The organism is Aeromonas rivipollensis, from assembly GCF_010974825.1.
Classification (GTDB): domain Bacteria; phylum Pseudomonadota; class Gammaproteobacteria; order Enterobacterales; family Aeromonadaceae; genus Aeromonas; species Aeromonas rivipollensis.
This window is the reverse complement of record NZ_JAAILA010000009.1, coordinates 19,748-37,714: the sequence shown is the minus strand read 5'-3', so window position 1 is coordinate 37,714 and position 17,967 is coordinate 19,748. Positions and strand designations below refer to the sequence as shown.

The window sequence follows — 17,967 nt, the reverse complement described above, 5'->3', positions numbered from 1 at the left end:
CATTTTCGGCCGCAGCCGTACTTCGTCGCCCTTTCGAGCGTCTTGATTTCGCCATGTCGGTTCTCCCTAGGCGGTGGATAAAACTTCTTGTTTAGCTGCATTTGCATGTCTCCTTTCTGGTGCTGGATGGACAACATCAGGCTCTTGAATTTCAAGATATAGTGTTGTTTTAACTTCGAACTACAAGATAGTGAGGTCGGCACGGCATTGCAATCTGTGGGTAACGCATTAGCTGTGGATAAATTGTGGGTATTGGGGCTGTAGTTAGTGGGTGCTCACAGCGAGTGGGTTTTCATTCGTCCGCTCCGATAGATGCAAGTTTTATGATCTAGCATGAAAAATTTAAATATCTTTTTTTGCTTGCGAAAAGGTTGTGTTTTTCGTAGCAAATAACCCCTGAACCCCTTACGCAGTAAGGGTTGTAGGGCAAAGTGAGTCCATGTTCTGCTAACATGCAATTTGTGAGTCGAGTGGCATCTCGGGGTTTTGGCTAATTTCGATGCCTTGACATCCGCTTTTCACCAAGGAGGAGGCATGGAAAGCAAGCTGAAACCCATGGCTCTCCAAGTCGCCGGCTGGGGACTGCTCCACGGCGATTTCTTTGATTTTCATGAGGTGGCTGAATGGCTGGGCATCCCTGCTGAGGTTGCTCGCGAGGCGGTCGTCTATCTCCGGTCACTCCGCTATGTGGACACGCTGGCGGAGTCGAGAAGCTGCAAGCGTGAGGTGGGCAAGAGAAGCTCAAAGCGAGTGTTTATCAAGGTCCTGGCGATCCACCCCGAGCCGCCTCAAGGTTCACAATCTTTCAAGCTCAATGTCCTGCGCTCAAAGCTGGCCCGCCTTTCCAAGGCTATGCCTTCACCTCGGGGGGTTCGCTGAAGCATGTGGGGTGTGGGACTGCTAACGGATATCGAGTCTTTTTTCTAAGTAGCCTGAGCGAGAGTGAGTGGGTGCGTGGATTGTTCCCACTCGACCAAATCGTGCCGGAGGTGTGAGCGGGTTCCATGAACAACTGGGCATTTTGGGGAGGTGTAGGCTTTTATGGCCGATTTCTCTTTCTATTAACTCTGTAGCAGGGAGAGTGCAGATTGGGGCCGCTTATTAGCCTGGGACAGGATAGACGAGGCGGCCTGTTGCAAAATGTTCTGCTTGGTCAGATTTGCGGTTTCCACCGCGAAGTCAGCGTCTCTGATACGGGAACGAGCAGAGTTTACGTTTTCCGACACGTTTGATTGGTTTCGGATGACTGAGTCGAAACGGTTTTGTATAGCACCAAGTTCAGCGCGTTTGCTGTCAACTACCTCGATGTAATAATCCAGGTTGGCCATCGCACTAATGGCCCCCACTTTGGAGACAATGGTGCTTGTAGCGCCAGGTCCGGCAGGACCACTCAAATGGATGACCTTATAAGTACCATCGGCGGCATTGTACGCAACGCCCGCACGACCGGTAGTCGCAAACGATATTCCAGATATGGTAAATGCATTGCCTATATCTAAGGTGATTGTCTGGCCCGCATCAGCACCTACTTGGAAACTGGCTGAGTACCCGCCACTTAATAATTTCTGGCCTCCAAAGGTGGTGTCTTGCGCTATCCGATCAATCTCAGTCCTCAGTGCACCATACTCCGCTTGTAAGGTGTAGAGATCCTCGGCACTGTTGGTACTATTGATTGACTGCTGTGCCAAGGTGCGCATGCGCTGCAACATGTTGCCAATCTCTTCCATCGCGCCTTCGGCGGTCTGAGCTACCGAAATGCCATCATTGGCATTACGGATACCCTGATCCAAGCCATTGACTTGGGAAGTCAGGCGGTTTGAGATTTGCAGACCTGCAGCGTCATCTTTTGCGCTATTGATACGTAGCCCTGAGGCAAGACGAGTGTATGACGTATCCAGCGACTTAGTAATGCTACTAAGGTTTCGCTGCGCGTTAAGCGATGAGCCATTGCTGTTGATAAACATGGCTTATTTGTATCTCCCGAGCTTTTATTATTTATTTTGTTTTTGTCAGACGTTCCGACTTATCCGGCACTTTTCCTACAGAACCTGCACCAGGATGCCTTCGTCTTGCTGCTTCTTATGTCGGCCAGGATGCGCTTTCCTTAAGAAAAAATAGTCCCACTTGAGCCATAAAGTTGAAAGCATTGAGTAGGGCTATGCCTTAACCTCGGGGAGCTCGCTGATACAGGTGGTGTAACGCGGGCTGAGTTGCTCCCGTTTCATCATCCACTCCCGCGTATCCCGGCCCCGGGCCGCGAAGTACACCTTGCCCAACCGGCCTTGGTTGATCTGGTCAATCACCTGCATCAGCGCCTCACTGCGGGGATCCTGCTGCTCACCGGCGAACAGGTCACCCTGCTGCATGTTGGCGGGGGTGAAATCACTCAGCATGACACCGCCCTTCTGATAACGCTGCTCATCGCGCCAGATGAGGGGGAGTAGTTGGGGGATCAGGGCCAGCAGCACCCGGGTGTCATTGGTGGGCATCGCCAGCTTGGTGCTCACCTGGTTGCCGTAGTAGGGTTCGCGGTCGCTGAACGGGCTGGTGCGGATGAACAGGGTGACGTGGCGGCAGCACATCCCTTCCCCCCTGAGCTTCTCGGCCGCCCGCTCCATGTAGCCGGCCAGCGCCTGGTGCATGGGGCCGATCTGGGTGATGCGCTCGCCGAAGCTCCGGCTGCAGATGATCTGCTGCTTGGCCTGGGCCTCCTGCTCAAGCTCGGCGCAGGGGACCCCCCGCAGCTCCTGCACGGTGCGCTCCACGACCACGCCATAACGGCGCCGGAGGCTCTTGGGGTCTGCGGCGACCAGTTCCGCCACAGTCTTGATGCCCTGCGCCTCCAGCTTGGCCGACAGCCGCCGGCCGATGCCCCATATCTCGTCCACCGGGGTGATCGCCATGAGCTTGGCGCGTCGCACTTCATCGCGCAGATCCACCACGCCGCCTGTTGCCGCCCACTTCTTGGCGGCGTAGTTTGCCAGCTTGGCCAGGGTCTTTGTGGGGCCGATGCCGACCCCCACGGTCAGCCCGGTCCACTGCTGCACTCTCTCACGAACTTGGCGGCCATAAGCCACCAGGTCGCCCGCCCAGCGTTCGCTGAGCTCGATGAAGGCCTCGTCGATGCTGTATACCTCCACAGCCGGGGCCATCCCCTCCAGAATGCTCATCACACGGCTCGACATGTCACCGTAGAGGGCGTAGTTGGAGCTGAACCATACCCCACCCATGGCCTCGAAGAACTGGCGGATCTGGAAGTAGGGCACGCCCATCTTGATGCCGAGCGCCTTGGCCTCTGCAGAACGGGCAACTACGCAGCCGTCGTTGTTGGAGAGCACGACGATGGGCCGCCCCTTCAAATCAGGCCGAAACAGCCGCTCGCAGGAGGCGTAGAAGTTGTTCACATCGACCAGGGCAATGGCGATTGGCATGGCTACCCTCGCCAGGTTTTGTGCAGGACGAAGGTGACGACGCCGAAGATATCCAGCTCCTGCCCTTCTTGCGGATAGATCGGCGGAAAATCAGGGCTACCCGGCAGCAGGGCGGGGACGGGCTGCACCTGCAGCTTCTTGACTGTGAACTCGCCATCCAAGCAGGCCAGGACGATATCACCGTGGCGGGCCGTGATGGCGCGGTCGATGACCAGCATGTCGCCGTCATTGATACCTTCTTCCACCATGCTGTGACCACTGGCTTTCACATAGAAGGTGGCCGCCGGGTGGGAAACACAGTGCTGGTTGAGGTCAATGGTCTGTTCCACATAGTCCTGGGCCGGGGAGGGGAACCCGCAGGCGGCAGGGGTGAGGAACAGGGGGATCTCGGTAATCGGTGCGTCGGTGTTGTGGCGGATCATGGTTAATGTCACTGTATAAAGATACAGTAATTCTATACGGGGAACTCAGAAAGATCATCGGTTGGCGATCGGGTCTTGGCAGGGCGAGGCTCGCCGTGACGGATTATGCTGGGCAAAGGTCGGCCAGCAGGCCTCGACCACTTCAAGCTATGGGGCGCAGCTCATGTGCATCAACTACATCCCGCCGACAAAGGCCGTACTGGTGGAATACTTTGGGGTCGATGACCCTGGGTTCGAGTGGAAAGGGGAGGTGTGGCAAGATTATCAGGCCCCGATCCTGACCCTGCGCGATGGCCGTCGGCAGGCTTTGGTCGCCAACTATGGACTGGTGCCGAAAAGGAAGGTGCAGCCCGGCGGCAAACACTACGCCACTATGAACGCCAGGGCTGAGACTGTGGACGAAAAGCCGACCTACCGACGAGATTGGCAGCAGGGCCATCTCTGTCTGGTTCCGATGCTTGGCTTCTTCGAGCCCTGCTACGAAAGCGGCAAGGCCGAGCGCTGGCGGATCAGCATGGCCGACGGCATGCCCTTCGCGGTTGCCGGCATCTGGCGGGCATGGCAGGAGGAGCAGGGCTACACCTTCAGTTTCTCCCAGCTCACGATCAACGCCGACACGCACCCGCTGCTGCGGCGAATGCACAAGACTGGGGACGAGAAGCGGAGCTTGGTCATTGTGCCGCCGGAAGACTACGACGCTTGGTTGGGGTGCCGGGATCCTGAGCTGGCTCGAGCCTACCTAGTGCAGCAGAGCGATGAAAAACTGACGGGAATGCAGATGCTTATCCCGTACAGGGGAAGCCATTAAGTTGTTATGGCATGGGTGAGGCCAAGCGAGATTGGGCCTTGACCATCGAAAGAATAAATAACTATAACAGGGGAAAGTGGTGATGATTAGCTAGGGGATGCGTATGAATTCACATGATAAAAAAGCACTCAAAGAGGCCTGTGAGCAACTGCATGGCATTGTGACAGTACATTATAACAACACGCCATCGTACGTTGATAAGGCTGATCGAAAGCACTATCACCTTACAGTGGCAAATGAGGACCATGTTACCTCTTTCGTTAAAATATTGCGTTGCCTGCCAGATATAGTGAGGGACCAAGAGCAAATTCCCCACATCATTCAAGATCTACTCGGCGTGATTGCACATCAAGAAGTAAGGATTGCAAATCTGGAACAGCGTATCGAGGAGATTGCACACGCCAAGGTAGCCGTATCAGCCCAGCAGAACATCAATGATGTTGTCCACAAGCTAGCCCTTGAAGGATGCGACATCACCAAACCAGAGGTTTCAATCAAAATAACTGCAGCATCCAGTGCAACCGGTTTTGCAACATCAAAGGCAAACTATGCCCAATCCAATGCTGGTTCGCGTAATTTCTCGGCTGCGAGTGAGATCACTGGGATCGTCAAGGGATTGACGTCACTGAACTTATCTACAGAAAACAGCAAGGAGTTTAATAGCAATATATCCGAGGTCCTTGAAGGGGCCCGTGCCAACTATTCGGCTACGAATTATGAAGGCGAACTCACCTTTAAATTTGAGTCTATAACAGGGTCTCCGATGGCGAAGGCAAAGGCGAAACAACTGCTCAACAGGGGTGCAAGCGCCAAGACAAAGACCAACTCGGATACATAAAACACGATGATGATAATGTCCAATACTGGCTCCATTGCCGAGCCTATTTGTCTGCGTGCTGCGGGTATCATCGGCAGCAGGAGGGTACAATGAGCCACAATCTTTGCAGTCTGCCACCCGAGCAACAGGAACGGGTGGAAGTTGAGAAGGCGGCAGCCTATGCGGTTTGGAAGGAAAGGAACCCCGAGATCAAGCAGCCCGCCGAGAGCGAGGCCGGGAACTACAAGGGGGAGATGCAGGCCTACTTCCTGCAGCAGGTAGAGCGGTACCGGAAGGTGAAATGACGCCATTAATCATGGACTACTACGACATTACTCCCGAAATGGAGGCAATGCTGTGCTTGATGATTAATGGGGGCAGACTGTCAATTACGCCCTCCGTTCGCATCGTTCATAAAGGCTCTATACATGAGTTCGGTATCTCAGATTATCTCTGGTTGAAGAGTGCAGGGGTAATGCGAGAGCGTCCCGATGGGAAGGTGGAAATTAAAACAATTGTGTATGCCGATATAGCCCAGTGTATTAGGGCATTGGGAATTGATGCGGGTAACTTGTTGGGGTGGGCTCTTGGTAGAGTTGATTTAGCCGAAGAATCGGGGATCAAGGAGGATTGGCAGTTGGTGAAAATCATCGCGAATGCTAATGGGTATCTAGTTGAAGGGTCGCCTGCAGGATTTACCGTAGTGTGAGAAGTTGAATCCCAACCGCCCCGGCGTTAGTATTGCTCAAAGATGGCCAGAGTCCCCGTGACCCTGGCCTTTTTCATTTCTGGCCCGCCTCGTGCGGGCTTTGTCGTTTCTGGAGGGGCGATGCATGGGGAAAGAAGAAGATCTTGCGACGGCTGCCGCTGCCGCGGGGGTGGCAAAGAGCGCACCGCCGGTGGTGGTGTCCGGTATGACGCTGGCCGGGTACTCGCTCAATGACTGGGTGCTGGCTGCCACGTTGATGTGGATAGCGGTTCAGATGGGCTGGTTTATCTGGTCGAACATCATCAAGCCGCGCCGCCAGCAGGGAGGTGCAAAATGAACAAGGTCCGCATTGCCATTGCCGCGCTCAGCCTGAGTGCAGCGGGCTTTGTGGGGCTCCTGAATCGGGAGGGGTTTGAGCCGACGGCTTACCCCGACCCGGTACACGGTACCAAGCTCCCCACTATCGGCTTTGGGAGCACCGAAGGTGTCAGGATGGGTGACACCATTACGCCCGTCGCCGCGGTGAACAGGAGCTTGCGAGAGGTGAGGGTGTTCGAGGATTCCCTCAAGGCCTGCATCAAGGTGCCGCTCCATCAGTATGAGTTCGACGCCTATGTCGAGCTCTCCCACAACATTGGCCCCGGCGCCTTCTGCCGCTCCACCATCGTGAAGCGCCTGAACGCTGGCGACTACCCCGGGGCCTGTGAGGCGATCCTGCTGTTCAAGCGTGCCGGCAATCAGGATTGCTCGGCGCCGGGGAACCGGGTATGCCCCGGGCTCTGGAAAGACCGGCTGCGCCTCAATGCGAAGTGCAAGGGGGCGTGATGGGGATGACTCCGCAGAGCAAGGCTGTGCCGTTCCTGGCCGGCGCCTTGGTGATAGCCGCCCTGGCAGGCGGTGGGGTGGCGCTCTATCGCTCCGGTCATGCGGCTGGGGAGGAGGGGGAGCGCAAGACCTGGCAGGCGAAGTGGAATGAAGAGGCTACCCGTCTGGCCACAGCCAGGGCCAAGGCAGAGCTGGAGGCCCGGGAGGAAGAACAGCGCCGCCAGTCTGAAATCGATGAGGTGAGAGACCATGCACAAGAACAAATCGCCCAAGCACAAGCTGATGCCACTGCTGCTGACCTTGAGTCTGGCCGGTTGCGCGAGCAAGCCCGTCGCCTGGCAGCCCGAGCAAGTCAGTGCGCCAGCGGTTCCGGCGCTCCCCAGGGAGGCCCGGCAGCCGGACAACCTGCCATGGTGCTCGCCGACCTGCTCAGCCGGGCTGACGAAAGAGCGGGTGAGCTGGCAGCAGCGTATGACCGAGCTCGAGCGTCAGGACTAGCCTGCGAGCGGGCCTATGACTCTCTGCGCACCGTGACCATGAAACCCCGCCAGTAACGGCGGGGTTTGTCTTTCTGGGGAAGTGGAGAAGGTGATGCAGTTGAACTGGAGCAGTGAAGTGGAAAGCGGTATCGATGTGACTGGGGTCATCACCTGCGTTGAGCACTACGATGGAGCCGAGGCGGTGGTTGTCCTTTCCTCCGGTGTTTCTGTGGTAGTGGCTGCAGCCCACAAGCCGGTACCCGGCGATACCATCGTTGAAGGCGAGCTATCTCTCTAAATGGCAAAGACCGACTGGGCACAGCTCAATGCAGAGTTCCTGCAGGAGCATGAAGCGACCGGCATCAGTGCGAAAGACTGGTGTGACAGCCGCGGCCTGAACTACAACTCGGCGCGTCGCTATTTGAAATCTCGGGGGCAATCCCCTGCGCAACCTGACAAATCTCGCGTAGCTGCGCAATCTGCGCATTCCGAAGTGCGCAAAACTGCGCAATCTGCGCAAAGTGCGCAAGCCAAAGGGAATGAGGCCAAGGCCAAAGGGGGAGAGCGAAGAGGGGATAGGTCATCCTCATCGACAGAATCCCAGCCCGAGCCTGAACAGACCTCGAAAAACAAAGGGCGTGACGGTGCTGGCCGCTTCGTCCGGGGCGAGTACGAGGGCAACCCGAACCCGCCCGCCAATATCAAGCCCGGCATGCAGATTGCCAAGACCCACGGCGGTTATGCCAAGTTCCTCGATGCCGAGGAGCTGTTCGACCAGGCTCGCGAGCTGCAACTACGCGACGAGCTGGACTTTACTCGGGCTCGCGTCATCTCCGTCACCAAGCTGCTCAAGGGTCTGCAGCAGGACCTGGTCACGGCCAGCGAGATGACTGACCGGATTGCGCTCTACGACAAGATCCTGAAAGCCGAACAGGCCCTCGACCGCAATATCCAGCGGATTGAGTCCATCGAGCGGACCCTGAGCGCCCTTCGCATCGACGAGGTGAGCGTGCCGAAGATTGAGGAAGATACTCGGCGCATCCGGGCTGCGGCCCGCAAGCTGACCGCCGAAGCGGACCGGCTAGAGAAGGATGGAGGCAGCGAGTCCACCCCGGTCAGCGAGATGGTCACCGAGCTGCAGGGGATGGGGACCGGGGGGCTTATGTCGTGATAGCATACAAAATATAGCAACCGGTATAATTGGAGTGTAATGGTGGCTTCTAACGCGGAAATGGAAGAGCTGTACCGAAAACGACTAATGGTTGTGGCGACTGGAATACTAATTTTTGTCATCGCAGGTGGATCGTTGAGCTCTGTAGCTCCAGCACAGAACTCAACAGAAATAACCATATTCGGAGTTAGGCTTCTATTTAAAAATGCAAAGTTTCTAGAGTGGGCAGGTATTGCCGTGATGTGGTATTTTTGGTTAAGGCATCAGCAATTTTCTTCTGAAGTGCGTAGCGATCTTAAAAATCAAATTTTTAATGGAATTAGCATATGCCGCACAGCGACAGAAAGGGTGCGTAGAGCTGAAGTCACACATTACCACGGCCCAGGTGACTATGAAGGCCATTTTAGACGCGTGAAATTCTTCGTAGCTAAAGATTACGAGTGGTGCCCCTCAGATACTGATGGCCGACATTCTTATTCAGCAAGTGTTAATATGCTATCGCCATTTAGAATAGTGATATGCATGACTTCAGTTGGTGGTGGTCAGAATAAATCCATTGGGTGGCAGATTGATGAGATAAAAGGCGTTGCTGAACATCTACAGTTCTATGCTGCGTATATATTTTCATATTTAAAGTGCGCCTATAAGTATCCGGAATTTTGTCACGCCAAGTTACCATCATGGTTAGCTATAACAAGTTTCACACTGTATATAGTCAACGCATTCGTTTGACCAGCAAGTGACTATCAACCAACCCGCTTCGGCGGGTTTTTTATTGCCTGAGATCCACTGATGACCGAACTCGAAACCTCCGCCATGACTGAGCAGGAGCAGATGGCCTACATCCGTTCGAAGCTCAGCGATAAGTGGTGGCGGATGAACAACCTCTACATGATCGAGAACGAGCAGGGCCAGCTGGTGCGCTTCCGGCTGCGCCCAGCGCAGGAGCTGCTGTTCAAGACCATGTGGTGGCTGAACATCATCCTCAAGGCGCGCCAGCTTGGGTTCTCCACGGCCATCGACATCTATCTGCTGGACGAGGCGCTGTTCAACAAGAACCTCAAGTGCGGGATCATCGCCCAGGACCTGACGGCCGCCGGCGAGATCTACCGCACCAAGATTGAAGTCCCGTTCGATAACCTGCCCAGCTGGCTCAAGGCCCAATTCAAGGTGGTGACCCGGCGCGGCGGGGCGAATGGCGGTCACATCCTGTTCCGGCACGGCTCCAGCATCCAGGTGGCCACCTCGTTCCGCTCCGGTACCGTCCAGCGCCTGCATGTCTCCGAGCACGGGAAGATCTGCGCCAAGTACCCGGAGAAGGCCAAGGAGGTGCGAACCGGTACCCTACAGGCAATCCACCCTGGCGCGGTGGCCTTCATCGAGAGCACAGCCGAAGGGGTGGGCGGCGACTTCCACGCCATGAGCATGAAGTCCCTCGAGCTGGCCCGGGCCTCCGGTGAGCTCAGCCAGCTCGACTGGAAGTTCCACTTCTTCGCCTGGTGGCAGGACCCCAAGTATCGCGCCGACGTGCCGGCATCCGGCGTAGTGATGAGCAAGACCCAGGCTGAATACTTCACCGCGGTGGAGAAGTCGATGGGTTGCACCATTACCGACGAACAGCGGCAATGGTACGTGCTGAAGGAAGCCACACTGGGTGCCGAGATGAAGCAGGAGTTCCCCAGCACGCCGCTGGAAGCGTTCTTGACCTCAGGGCGCCGGGTGTTCGACCCCATCCATACCATGGATGCCGAGGGCGATTGCATGGCCCCGCTCATCGTCTACGACATCGACCCGGTGACCGGCAAGCGCGAGAAGGCTCGCAAGCCGGAGAAGCTGGACGAGCAGGGACAGCGCTCGCTCGAGAACATGCTGCTGGTCTGGGAGCTGCCAGACCCAGACGAGGATTACGCCATCGGCGCCGACGTGGCGGAAGGGCTGGAGCACGGCGACCGTTCAAGCCTGGATGTCACGGCCAAGAGCGACGGCCGGCAGGTTGCCCACTGGTTCGGGCATCTCGACCCGGGGCTGTTTGCCCAACTGCTTGCCCACGTTGGCAGGTTCTACGGCACCGCAGAGCATGGCCCGGCCTACATCGGCCCGGAGCGCAACAACCACGGCCACGCTGTGCTGCTCAAGCTCCGTGAAATCTACCCGACCCGACGCATCTACACCCAGGAGCACATCGACCGGGACCGCGACGACGAGACGCCGCGCCTCGGCTGGCTCACCACTCGGCAGTCCAAGCCGATCCTGGTTGATGGCCTCAAGGCCCTGCTGCGTGCCGGGCAGTCCGGGATCCGCTGGATAGGCACCATTCACGAGGCAACCACCTACGTCTACGACAAGAGCGGCAGCATGAACGCCCAGGACGGCTGCTACGACGACCAGCTCATGAGCTACATGATTGCCCAAGAGATGCGTGCCCGGATGCCGGCTCGCATCGTCAAACCTGAATCCTCCCGCAAACCCAAGCACTGGATGGCCAACTGATGATCAACGCCCAACCCAAGGCCCCTGAAAAAGGCGGCCTCGATACCCCGCGCCTGCTCAAACTGATGAGCGATATCAACGGCCAGCCGGACTGGCGCTCTATCGCCAATCGGGCGTGCGCCTACTACGACGGCGATCAGCTGCCTCCCGAGGTAGTGAGTGTGCTCAAGGCACGGGGCCAGCCCATCACCATTCACAACCTGATCGCACCGACCATTGACGGCGTGCTGGGTATGGAGGCCAAGAGCCGAACCGATCTGATGGTGATCGCCGATGACCACGACGACGAGCTGGAGCAACTGGCCGAGGCCGTCAACGCCGAATACGCCGATATGTGCCGCCTTGGCGGACTGGACCGCGCCCGGGGCGAGGCCTACGGCGGCCAAATCAAGACCGGCCTGGGCTGGGTTGAGGTGTGTCGCCGTGATGACCCGTTCGGCCCACGATACAAGTTCAGCAACGTCCACCGAGACGAGGTCTATTGGGACTGGCACAGCCGGGAGCCTGACCTGAGCGACTGCCGCTGGCTGATGCGACGCCGCTGGGTTGATCTGGATGAGGCCAAGACCATGTTCCCGAGCAAGGCACAGGTGCTGCAGTGGGGCGTCAACGACTGGGAGGGGGTCGTGAGCCTGACCTCCATCGAGGGGCTGGACCCCAATCTGGTCAGCGCCTATGACGAGTGGAGCCAGTTCAGCGGCAAGGAGATCGAGTGGTGCAGCCGGGAGCGGGATCGGGTGCTTCTGCAGGTGGTCTACTACCGCACCTACACCATGCGTCAGGTGCTGATGCTGGACTCCGGTCGGGCACTGGAGTACGACAAGGCCAATCAACTGCACCTGGCTGCTGTGGCCATGGGGCGCGCCAAGCTGGAGCGCTGCCCGGTGGCCGTGATCCGGGAGTCCTGGTTCGTCGGCCCCCATCATCTGGTTGATCGACCCTGCTCTACGCCCCACAACATGTATCCGCTGGTGCCGTTCTGGGGTTACCGCAAAGACCGCACCGGTGAGCCCTATGGGTTGATTGTTCGAGCCATGCCGGCGCAGGACGAGGTGAACCTGCGGCGCATCAAGCTGACGTTCCTGCTGCAGGCCAAGCGCGTCATCATGGACAAGGACGCTACCAACATGAGCCAGAGTCAGGTGCTGGAGCAGGTCGAGCGCCCTGATGGCTACATCGAGCTCAACCCGGATCGCGCCAACAAGACCAGCGTGAGCGATGCCTTCAAGGTGGAGCAGGACTTCAACGTGGCGGCCCAGCAGTTCCAGGTGATGCAGGATTCAGTCAAGTTGATTCAGGACACCATGGGGGTTTATGCCGCCTTCCTAGGGCAGGGCTCCACCGGGCAGTCCGGCGTGGCCATCAGCAACCTGGTGGAGCAGGGGGCGACCACGCTTTCCGAGATCAACGACAACTACCGGATGGGCTGTCAGCAGGTGGGACAGTTGGCTCTGGCATACCTGCTGGAGGATATGGCCAACAAGCGCAACTACAAGGTGACTGTGAACCGGGATGACCCCCGCCGCCGCAAAGCCGTGGTGGTCAACGTGGAGCAGGAGGATGGCAAACTCACCAATGATGTGACCCGGCTGCGGGCCCATATCGCACTGGCGCCGATCCAGCAGACTGCCGCCTACAAGCAGCAACTGGCCGAGCGGATGACCCAGGCCATGTCACAACTTCCGCCCGCGGCGGCAGGTGCTTGCTTTGACCTGCTGGTCGAGCTGATGGATGTACCGCGCAAGGCCGAGTTCGTGGAGCGGATCCGCAATGCCCTGAACATCCCGAAAGACCCGGACGAGATGAGCGATGAGGAGCGCGCAGCCGCCGAGCAGCAAGCCCAGCAGGCCCAGATGCAGCAGGAGCTGGCTATGCGCGAAATGCAGGCCAAGCTGGCAGAGCTGGAGGGCAAGGCCGCCAAGTGGCAGGCTGAGGCCCAGCGCATCGCCAAGCTGACCGACTCCATTCGGTTCGAGGACGCCCTCAAGCAGGCCCAGACCGGCAAGACATTGCAGGAGATGGAGCGACTGGCCGCCGAGCAGCAAAGCATTCAGGGGGAGCAGGCCGTGCTGCAGGCCCAGCTGTTGGACACCATCCAGCAGCAGATCGACGCCATCGCGCTCTGACAGTTGCTTTCCTGACCTGCCAGCGTTACGATTTCCCCAACATGGCCCAGTCTCTCGAGATTGGGCCTTTTTCATTTCTGAGCCCAGTGCCGTGCCGCGACAGAGCTCGAATGCGACGATGAATGAACCCACCTTGTGCGGGTTTTTTTGTGCCCAGCTCCAGCCGGGAAGGGCTTTCACCGAGAGCCTTCCCCCGCTTGGGCAGCGATACCACCCACTGAAAACCCACGAGGACAACCATGGATACGAGCATCGACAACCTGACCGGGACTGAAAGCCTGGACGAACTGGAAGCCATGCTGGAGGCGATCGAGCGTGAGCCCGATAGCGAGCTGGATGATGGCACTGGCACCAAGCAAACGGACGTACAACCCGCGCCGTCGGCGGGTGAGGTGGCAGCCGGTAACGAACAAGCCAACACCGAGCAGGGCGGTGAAGGGGCCACGGAGCCTGAGAAGGTGATCCTGGCCAAGAACGGTCAACACACCATCCCGTATGAAGTGCTGGAGCAGGCGCGCAATGAAGCCAAGCAGCTGCGTGAGCAGTTGGCTCAGTCGCAGCAGGCCCAGGTCGAGCGGGACAAGCTGCAGGCGCTGATGGAAAAGCACGGGATCAACCCCGATGTGGACCCCGATGACATCAGTCAGGAGGAGCTCGAGCAGCTGGCGCAGGACTACCCGGATCTGGGTAAGTCCATCGCAGCCATCGCTCGCAAGCTCCAAAAGCTGGAGCCACAAGCAGCCCCGCAGCAGGTTACCCCCGCCACCAATCCGGTACAGGCCGCACTGCAGGCGGTACCTGACCTGATGAACTGGCGGGAGAAGGACCAGGACCGCTTCGACTTCGCCATCATCGTCGATGAAAAGCTCCAGGCTGATCCCGCGTGGCAAGGCAAGTCGCTGGATGAGCGATTCGCAGAGGCGGCGCGCCGCACCAAGCTGGCCTTTGGTGACGAGGTCATCCCTCCCGCCAAGGCCCCCAGCAAGGAGGCGGATAAGCCTGCCGATTTCATCCCGTCCAGCCCTTCGGCACTCGGCCAGACCCATCATGCAGCCCCCACTGGAGTGGAGCGTTTTGGCGCCATGTCTCAGACCGAGCTTATCGGCGAGATGGGCGCCATGACGGACGCCCAGATGGAGGCTCTGCTGGAGCAGGCCGGGTACTAACCCACCACCCATTTCAATAAGCCAACCCCGACCACTGTGTCGGGGTTTTTGTTTTCATGTAGGAGAGGACCATGACCCAAGTCACCTCGGCGCAAGCCAACAAGATTTTGCAGGCGGCGTTGTTTACGTCTGCCAACCGTTCCCAGTCGCTGGTGAACATGCTGACCGAAGAGGCGCCGAAAGGTGTGAAAATTAATGACGGTAAGCAGACCCACCATGGCGCCCCCGTTGTCCGCATTACCGATCTCGCCAAGGGGGCGGGCGATGAAGTGGATATGCAGCTGTTCCACCAACTGTCTGGCCGTCCGACTATGGGCGACAAGAAGCTGGCAGGGCGTCTCGAGAGCATGTCCTTCGCGGACTTCTCTCTCAAGATCAGCCAGACTCGCCACGGCGTGGATGCTGGCGGCAAGATGAGCCAGAAGCGCACCAAGCACGACCTGATCAAGACCGCTCGCGCCCTGCTGGCAGACGGCTACTATGGTCGTCTGGTAGATCAGCGAGGCTTTGCTCAGTTGGCCGGTGCCCGTGGCGACTACGCTGCCCAAGACATCATTCTGCCGCTGGCGGATGATCCTGAGTTTGCTGAGATCATGATCAACCCGCTGACGGCACCAACCTACGAACGTCACTTCTTCGGTGGTGATGCCACTACTTTTGAAGCCATCGACGCGGCGGATCGTTTCAACCTCGGCTGCGTGGACAACATGGCACTCTACCTGTCCGAGATGGCCAACCCCATCCAGCCTATTCGCATGGTGGCTGACCCGTCGGGCGGTGAGCCGCTCTTCGTGCTCTACGTGACCCCACGCCAGTGGCACGACTTTTACACTTCCAGCTCCGGCAAGGACTGGAACGCCATGCTGGCTGCAGTGGCAGAGCGAGCCAAAGGCTGGAACCACCCCATCTTCCGTGGGGAAGGGGCGATGTGGCGCGGCATCCTGGTCAAGCAGTACAAGGGCATGCCGATCCGCTTCAACCAGGGCAGCACCGTCAAAGTGTGTGCCGCCAACTCCACGACCGGGATGGAAGTGGACAAGGTTGCAGGCACCTTGATCGACCGCGCCGTGCTGCTGGGTGGCCAGGCGCTGGCCAATGCCTTTGGTTCCGGTGAGCAGGGGGGCTCCTTTGGCATGCACCAAGAGCCAACTGACCATGGCAACGCGAACGAGATCTCTATCCGTTGGGTCTCCGGCCTGCAGAAGATCCGATTCAAGCAGCGCAACGGCAACATCCAGGACCATGGCTGCATGGTGCTGGATACCGCGGTGAGCGCCATCGCTCGCTAAGCCGCTGACAAATGGGGCGGAACGGCCCCATCCCAACACTATCTGACCAGACAAGGAGCCATATCATGGCCAAGACTACCCTGATCGCACGAGCGTACCGCTGGTTTGTCGGCGCGTTCGGCAACCTCTCTATCTCCCCGACCCTGGTGGCCAAGCTGGCTGCCGTACCCGCTGGTGATGTTGTCGCATACGGCGACAAAGTGGAGCCCAATCTGAAAGTGGTGGGGGCGACGATGTTCAGCACTGCGCTGGGCGCGAGTACCACCATCACAGCCAAGATCGGCACGACCACCATCATCAATGCCGAGAGCACTGTGGGGGCGGTGGCAAAGTATTACCCGGTCGATGACCTGATGACCGAGCCTGACCAGGAGCTCACCCTCACTGTTGGCGGCGGGGCGGCAACGGGCACCGTCAAACTCAAGTTGCATTACGAGGTAGTCGGCAACCTGTAAGGAAGCCGATCACTACGCGCCCGGCCATGTGCCGGGCTTTTTCGTTTCTGAATAGGAGTCATCGCCATGAGCGACAAGATTGCCGTGGTTTACATCGGCGACAAGCCGAGCAAGAAGGATACCGTCACCGGCAGCCGCCTGGTGTTCCCGCGCCATACCGCGGTGGATGTGGAGAGCCACATCGCCATGCAACTGCTGGAGTTCCCGACCGTCTGGATCCGCCATGAGGCACTGGCTGGTGAGCTGGAGCGGCAGGAGTCTATTTCCCAGGCGGCAGCCGAGGAGCTGGAGCGCCTTGCTGCAGAGCAGGCCCGCCTGGCGGAAGAGCAGAGCATGGTGGTCGGTGATCGCGATCTGGCCAAGATGACCTCTGCCCAACTGGCCACCCTGGTGGAAGGGGAAGATCTGGATATCGAGCCGCAGGGCCCGCAAGAGAAGGTGCCCGAATACCGGGTGCGCGTGCGTGATGCCCTGAAGGCCAAGCTGGCAGAGCAGGGGGAATAACATGCAGATGGTGTCGCGTGAGCAGTTCCTGCCCACAGTCAGGCTGCACATCACCGGCCCGCTCGAAGTCATGCTGGGTGAGGCCGTCACAGAGGCGGCCATCACGTTCTGCCGGGAGTCGGCCTTGCTGACCCTTGACCGACTACTGCCCAGCGCTTCAGCCGGCAGCCTGGTGGAGGTCTGCAACATCAGCGGGATGACATCGTGCAATGTGCTGCACCTGACCGGAGAAGGGGGCGCGCCATTTGTCAGCGGGCGAGACTACTTCGCCATGTCGGCCAATGAGTTGAGCATCCTGACTGATCTCAGTGATGCGCGGATCTGGTATGTGGCTGCCCCGGTTAAAGGCGCGGCCGACCTCCCAGCCCAGCTCTACCACGATCACGCCGATGCCATTGCCCATGGCGTCGCTGCTTTGCTCTACGCCCAGCCAGACCGCCCCTGGTCTGACCCCAAGCGAGCCAACTACCACCGCTCCGAGTTTGTCGAGGGATGGCGCCGCGCTGGCCGGTTCCGCAAAGAGCACAGTGCCCCGACCCAAGTTGAATTCCACAACCCGCCCCGCAAGCACTCTTTTTTCTAAAGGACTACACACATGGCAACAGTTACCGTTGACTCGATCTTGAAGCGGGTAAATACCCTGCTCAACGATCGCACCTGGGTTCGCTGGCCCAAGCAGGAGCTGCTGGACTACTACAACGATGCTGCCAAGGCGATCGTGTTGATGCGTCCTGACGCCCACACCAAGAACGTGCAGTTCAACTGCGCAGCCGGCACCAAGCAGAGCCTGCCTGCAGATGCCCTGCGGCTGATCGAGGTGCTGCGCAATGCCGACGGCAAAGTGATCCGCTTCGTACCGCGCCGCGCCCTCGATGACAGTTACCCGGACTGGCATGCCGGCAAGGATGGCACCAGTGTGGCGGCCTATACCTACGACGACCGCGATCCCAAGAACTTCTATCTCTACCCCGGTCCCGCCGCCGCAGTGAAGGTGGATGTGATCTACTCCGTGGCGCCGCAATCCAAGGTGCTGACGGACGTGGAAAACGTGGGCACGCCGGCGCTGGCCGATCTGGATGACATCTACATCAACCCACTGATCGACTTCATCATGTACCGGGCCTTCTCGAAGGACTCCGAATACAGCGCCAACTCCAATCGGGCTGTCGGCCACTACAACGCCTACCTGCAGCAGTTGGGTGAAAAGACCCAGGTTGATACCAATATGGAGCAGCGCAAGACCGAAGGCTTCTCCCGCGTGACCGGGCAGTAAGG

At 58.5% G+C, this 17,967-nt stretch carries 22 protein-coding genes; 19 read left to right on the top strand and 3 right to left on the bottom strand.

All coding sequences use genetic code 11. The features are described 5' to 3' along the window. Positions 1–534: 534 nt before the first annotated feature. Positions 535–879: a hypothetical protein gene (locus G4923_RS06415; protein ID WP_205597059.1), complete on the top strand. Its 345-nt coding sequence runs from the start codon at positions 535–537 to the stop codon at positions 877–879. Between the two features lie 182 nt (positions 880–1,061). Here G4923_RS06415 and G4923_RS06410 read toward each other — a convergent pair whose 3' ends face one another. The 3 genes from G4923_RS06410 to umuD form a co-directional block, all read right to left on the bottom strand. Further along, the gene (locus G4923_RS06410) at positions 1,062–1,964 is read right to left on the bottom strand and encodes a flagellin N-terminal helical domain-containing protein (RefSeq protein ID WP_163136187.1); all 903 of its coding nucleotides are present in this window, start codon (positions 1,962–1,964) and stop codon (positions 1,062–1,064) included. Positions 1,965–2,156: 192 nt separating this feature from the next. Beyond that, positions 2,157–3,431, bottom strand: a complete 1,275-nt coding sequence (umuC, locus tag G4923_RS06405) for a translesion error-prone DNA polymerase V subunit UmuC (protein ID WP_163136185.1) — start codon at positions 3,429–3,431, stop codon at positions 2,157–2,159. A 2-nt stretch (positions 3,432–3,433) separates the two neighbouring features. Further along, positions 3,434–3,853, bottom strand: coding sequence for a translesion error-prone DNA polymerase V autoproteolytic subunit (umuD, locus tag G4923_RS06400; RefSeq protein WP_163136176.1), 420 nt, complete (start codon positions 3,851–3,853; stop codon positions 3,434–3,436). A 163-nt stretch (positions 3,854–4,016) separates the two neighbouring features. On the opposite strand from umuD, the gene G4923_RS06395 reads away from it, so the two are divergent. From G4923_RS06395 to G4923_RS06310, 18 genes are all read left to right on the top strand, one after another. Continuing rightward, complete coding sequence (locus tag G4923_RS06395) at positions 4,017–4,661, top strand: SOS response-associated peptidase (RefSeq protein ID WP_163136174.1); 645 nt, start codon at positions 4,017–4,019, stop codon at positions 4,659–4,661. A 103-nt stretch (positions 4,662–4,764) separates the two neighbouring features. Beyond that, on the top strand, positions 4,765–5,499 hold the full coding sequence (locus G4923_RS06390) for a hypothetical protein (protein ID WP_163136172.1): 735 nt from the start codon (positions 4,765–4,767) through the stop codon (positions 5,497–5,499). Positions 5,500–5,588: 89 nt separating this feature from the next. Continuing rightward, positions 5,589–5,783 (top strand): DUF3283 family protein, encoded by a 195-nt coding sequence (locus G4923_RS06385; protein ID WP_163136170.1) that lies wholly within the window; start codon positions 5,589–5,591, stop codon positions 5,781–5,783. 11 nt (positions 5,784–5,794) lie between these two features. Continuing rightward, complete coding sequence (locus G4923_RS06380; RefSeq protein ID WP_163136168.1) at positions 5,795–6,187, top strand: hypothetical protein; 393 nt, start codon at positions 5,795–5,797, stop codon at positions 6,185–6,187. Between the two features lie 124 nt (positions 6,188–6,311). Then, complete coding sequence (locus G4923_RS06375) at positions 6,312–6,524, top strand: hypothetical protein (protein WP_041215975.1); 213 nt, start codon at positions 6,312–6,314, stop codon at positions 6,522–6,524. Then, on the top strand, positions 6,521–7,012 hold the full coding sequence (locus tag G4923_RS06370) for a lysozyme (protein ID WP_163136166.1): 492 nt from the start codon (positions 6,521–6,523) through the stop codon (positions 7,010–7,012). Before G4923_RS06375 ends, G4923_RS06370 begins: the two co-directional genes overlap by 4 nt. Then, positions 7,012–7,566 carry a DUF2514 domain-containing protein gene (locus G4923_RS06365; protein ID WP_163136163.1) on the top strand — a complete coding sequence of 185 codons (555 nt, stop codon included), beginning with the start codon at positions 7,012–7,014 and terminating at the stop codon, positions 7,564–7,566. The genes G4923_RS06370 and G4923_RS06365 overlap by 1 nt, the downstream gene beginning before the upstream one ends. Before the next feature lie 37 nt (positions 7,567–7,603). Then, positions 7,604–7,789 carry a hypothetical protein gene (locus G4923_RS06360; protein WP_106887142.1) on the top strand — a complete coding sequence of 62 codons (186 nt, stop codon included), beginning with the start codon at positions 7,604–7,606 and terminating at the stop codon, positions 7,787–7,789. Positions 7,790–8,203: 414 nt separating this feature from the next. Then, on the top strand, positions 8,204–8,662 hold the full coding sequence (locus G4923_RS21225; RefSeq protein WP_240455265.1) for a hypothetical protein: 459 nt from the start codon (positions 8,204–8,206) through the stop codon (positions 8,660–8,662). 39 nt (positions 8,663–8,701) lie between these two features. Beyond that, positions 8,702–9,394: a hypothetical protein gene (locus tag G4923_RS06350; protein WP_163136159.1), complete on the top strand. Its 693-nt coding sequence runs from the start codon at positions 8,702–8,704 to the stop codon at positions 9,392–9,394. 60 nt (positions 9,395–9,454) lie between these two features. After that, a complete protein-coding gene (locus tag G4923_RS06345; RefSeq protein ID WP_163136157.1) occupies positions 9,455–11,152 on the top strand; it encodes a terminase large subunit in 1,698 nt (565 codons plus the stop codon). Continuing rightward, positions 11,152–13,278 (top strand): portal protein, encoded by a 2,127-nt coding sequence (locus tag G4923_RS06340; protein WP_163136155.1) that lies wholly within the window; start codon positions 11,152–11,154, stop codon positions 13,276–13,278. The genes G4923_RS06345 and G4923_RS06340 overlap by 1 nt, the downstream gene beginning before the upstream one ends. Positions 13,279–13,517: 239 nt before the next feature. Continuing rightward, complete coding sequence (locus G4923_RS06335) at positions 13,518–14,444, top strand: hypothetical protein (protein ID WP_163136153.1); 927 nt, start codon at positions 13,518–13,520, stop codon at positions 14,442–14,444. 71 nt (positions 14,445–14,515) lie between these two features. Next, positions 14,516–15,733 (top strand): phage capsid family protein, encoded by a 1,218-nt coding sequence (locus G4923_RS06330; protein WP_163136150.1) that lies wholly within the window; start codon positions 14,516–14,518, stop codon positions 15,731–15,733. Positions 15,734–15,798: 65 nt separating this feature from the next. Next, positions 15,799–16,188, top strand: a complete 390-nt coding sequence (locus G4923_RS06325; RefSeq protein WP_163136149.1) for a hypothetical protein — start codon at positions 15,799–15,801, stop codon at positions 16,186–16,188. Between the two features lie 66 nt (positions 16,189–16,254). Continuing rightward, the gene (locus G4923_RS06320) at positions 16,255–16,692 is read left to right on the top strand and encodes a hypothetical protein (protein WP_163136147.1); all 438 of its coding nucleotides are present in this window, start codon (positions 16,255–16,257) and stop codon (positions 16,690–16,692) included. Position 16,693: 1 nt separating this feature from the next. After that, a complete protein-coding gene (locus tag G4923_RS06315; RefSeq protein ID WP_163136145.1) occupies positions 16,694–17,275 on the top strand; it encodes a hypothetical protein in 582 nt (193 codons plus the stop codon). Positions 17,276–17,287: 12 nt separating this feature from the next. Then, on the top strand, positions 17,288–17,965 hold the full coding sequence (locus G4923_RS06310) for a phage adaptor protein (protein WP_163136143.1): 678 nt from the start codon (positions 17,288–17,290) through the stop codon (positions 17,963–17,965). The last annotated feature ends 2 nt before the right edge of the window (positions 17,966–17,967 follow it).

What these genes read in the sequence shown, in the direction of transcription:
- G4923_RS06415 (WP_205597059.1), top strand. Translation starts at nt 535, where the DNA reads ATGGAAAGCAAGCTGAAACCCATGGCTCTCCAAGTCGCCGGCTGGGGA.
- G4923_RS06410 (WP_163136187.1), bottom strand. Translation starts at nt 1,964, where the DNA reads ATGTTTATCAACAGCAATGGCTCATCGCTTAACGCGCAGCGAAACCTT.
- umuC (WP_163136185.1), bottom strand. Translation starts at nt 3,431, where the DNA reads ATGCCAATCGCCATTGCCCTGGTCGATGTGAACAACTTCTACGCCTCC.
- umuD (WP_163136176.1), bottom strand. Translation starts at nt 3,853, where the DNA reads ATGATCCGCCACAACACCGACGCACCGATTACCGAGATCCCCCTGTTC.
- G4923_RS06395 (WP_163136174.1), top strand. Translation starts at nt 4,017, where the DNA reads ATGTGCATCAACTACATCCCGCCGACAAAGGCCGTACTGGTGGAATAC.
- G4923_RS06390 (WP_163136172.1), top strand. Translation starts at nt 4,765, where the DNA reads ATGAATTCACATGATAAAAAAGCACTCAAAGAGGCCTGTGAGCAACTG.
- G4923_RS06385 (WP_163136170.1), top strand. Translation starts at nt 5,589, where the DNA reads ATGAGCCACAATCTTTGCAGTCTGCCACCCGAGCAACAGGAACGGGTG.
- G4923_RS06380 (WP_163136168.1), top strand. Translation starts at nt 5,795, where the DNA reads ATGGACTACTACGACATTACTCCCGAAATGGAGGCAATGCTGTGCTTG.
- G4923_RS06375 (WP_041215975.1), top strand. Translation starts at nt 6,312, where the DNA reads ATGGGGAAAGAAGAAGATCTTGCGACGGCTGCCGCTGCCGCGGGGGTG.
- G4923_RS06370 (WP_163136166.1), top strand. Translation starts at nt 6,521, where the DNA reads ATGAACAAGGTCCGCATTGCCATTGCCGCGCTCAGCCTGAGTGCAGCG.
- G4923_RS06365 (WP_163136163.1), top strand. Translation starts at nt 7,012, where the DNA reads ATGGGGATGACTCCGCAGAGCAAGGCTGTGCCGTTCCTGGCCGGCGCC.
- G4923_RS06360 (WP_106887142.1), top strand. Translation starts at nt 7,604, where the DNA reads ATGCAGTTGAACTGGAGCAGTGAAGTGGAAAGCGGTATCGATGTGACT.
- G4923_RS21225 (WP_240455265.1), top strand. Translation starts at nt 8,204, where the DNA reads ATGCAGATTGCCAAGACCCACGGCGGTTATGCCAAGTTCCTCGATGCC.
- G4923_RS06350 (WP_163136159.1), top strand. Translation starts at nt 8,702, where the DNA reads ATGGTGGCTTCTAACGCGGAAATGGAAGAGCTGTACCGAAAACGACTA.
- G4923_RS06345 (WP_163136157.1), top strand. Translation starts at nt 9,455, where the DNA reads ATGACCGAACTCGAAACCTCCGCCATGACTGAGCAGGAGCAGATGGCC.
- G4923_RS06340 (WP_163136155.1), top strand. Translation starts at nt 11,152, where the DNA reads ATGATCAACGCCCAACCCAAGGCCCCTGAAAAAGGCGGCCTCGATACC.
- G4923_RS06335 (WP_163136153.1), top strand. Translation starts at nt 13,518, where the DNA reads ATGGATACGAGCATCGACAACCTGACCGGGACTGAAAGCCTGGACGAA.
- G4923_RS06330 (WP_163136150.1), top strand. Translation starts at nt 14,516, where the DNA reads ATGACCCAAGTCACCTCGGCGCAAGCCAACAAGATTTTGCAGGCGGCG.
- G4923_RS06325 (WP_163136149.1), top strand. Translation starts at nt 15,799, where the DNA reads ATGGCCAAGACTACCCTGATCGCACGAGCGTACCGCTGGTTTGTCGGC.
- G4923_RS06320 (WP_163136147.1), top strand. Translation starts at nt 16,255, where the DNA reads ATGAGCGACAAGATTGCCGTGGTTTACATCGGCGACAAGCCGAGCAAG.
- G4923_RS06315 (WP_163136145.1), top strand. Translation starts at nt 16,694, where the DNA reads ATGCAGATGGTGTCGCGTGAGCAGTTCCTGCCCACAGTCAGGCTGCAC.
- G4923_RS06310 (WP_163136143.1), top strand. Translation starts at nt 17,288, where the DNA reads ATGGCAACAGTTACCGTTGACTCGATCTTGAAGCGGGTAAATACCCTG.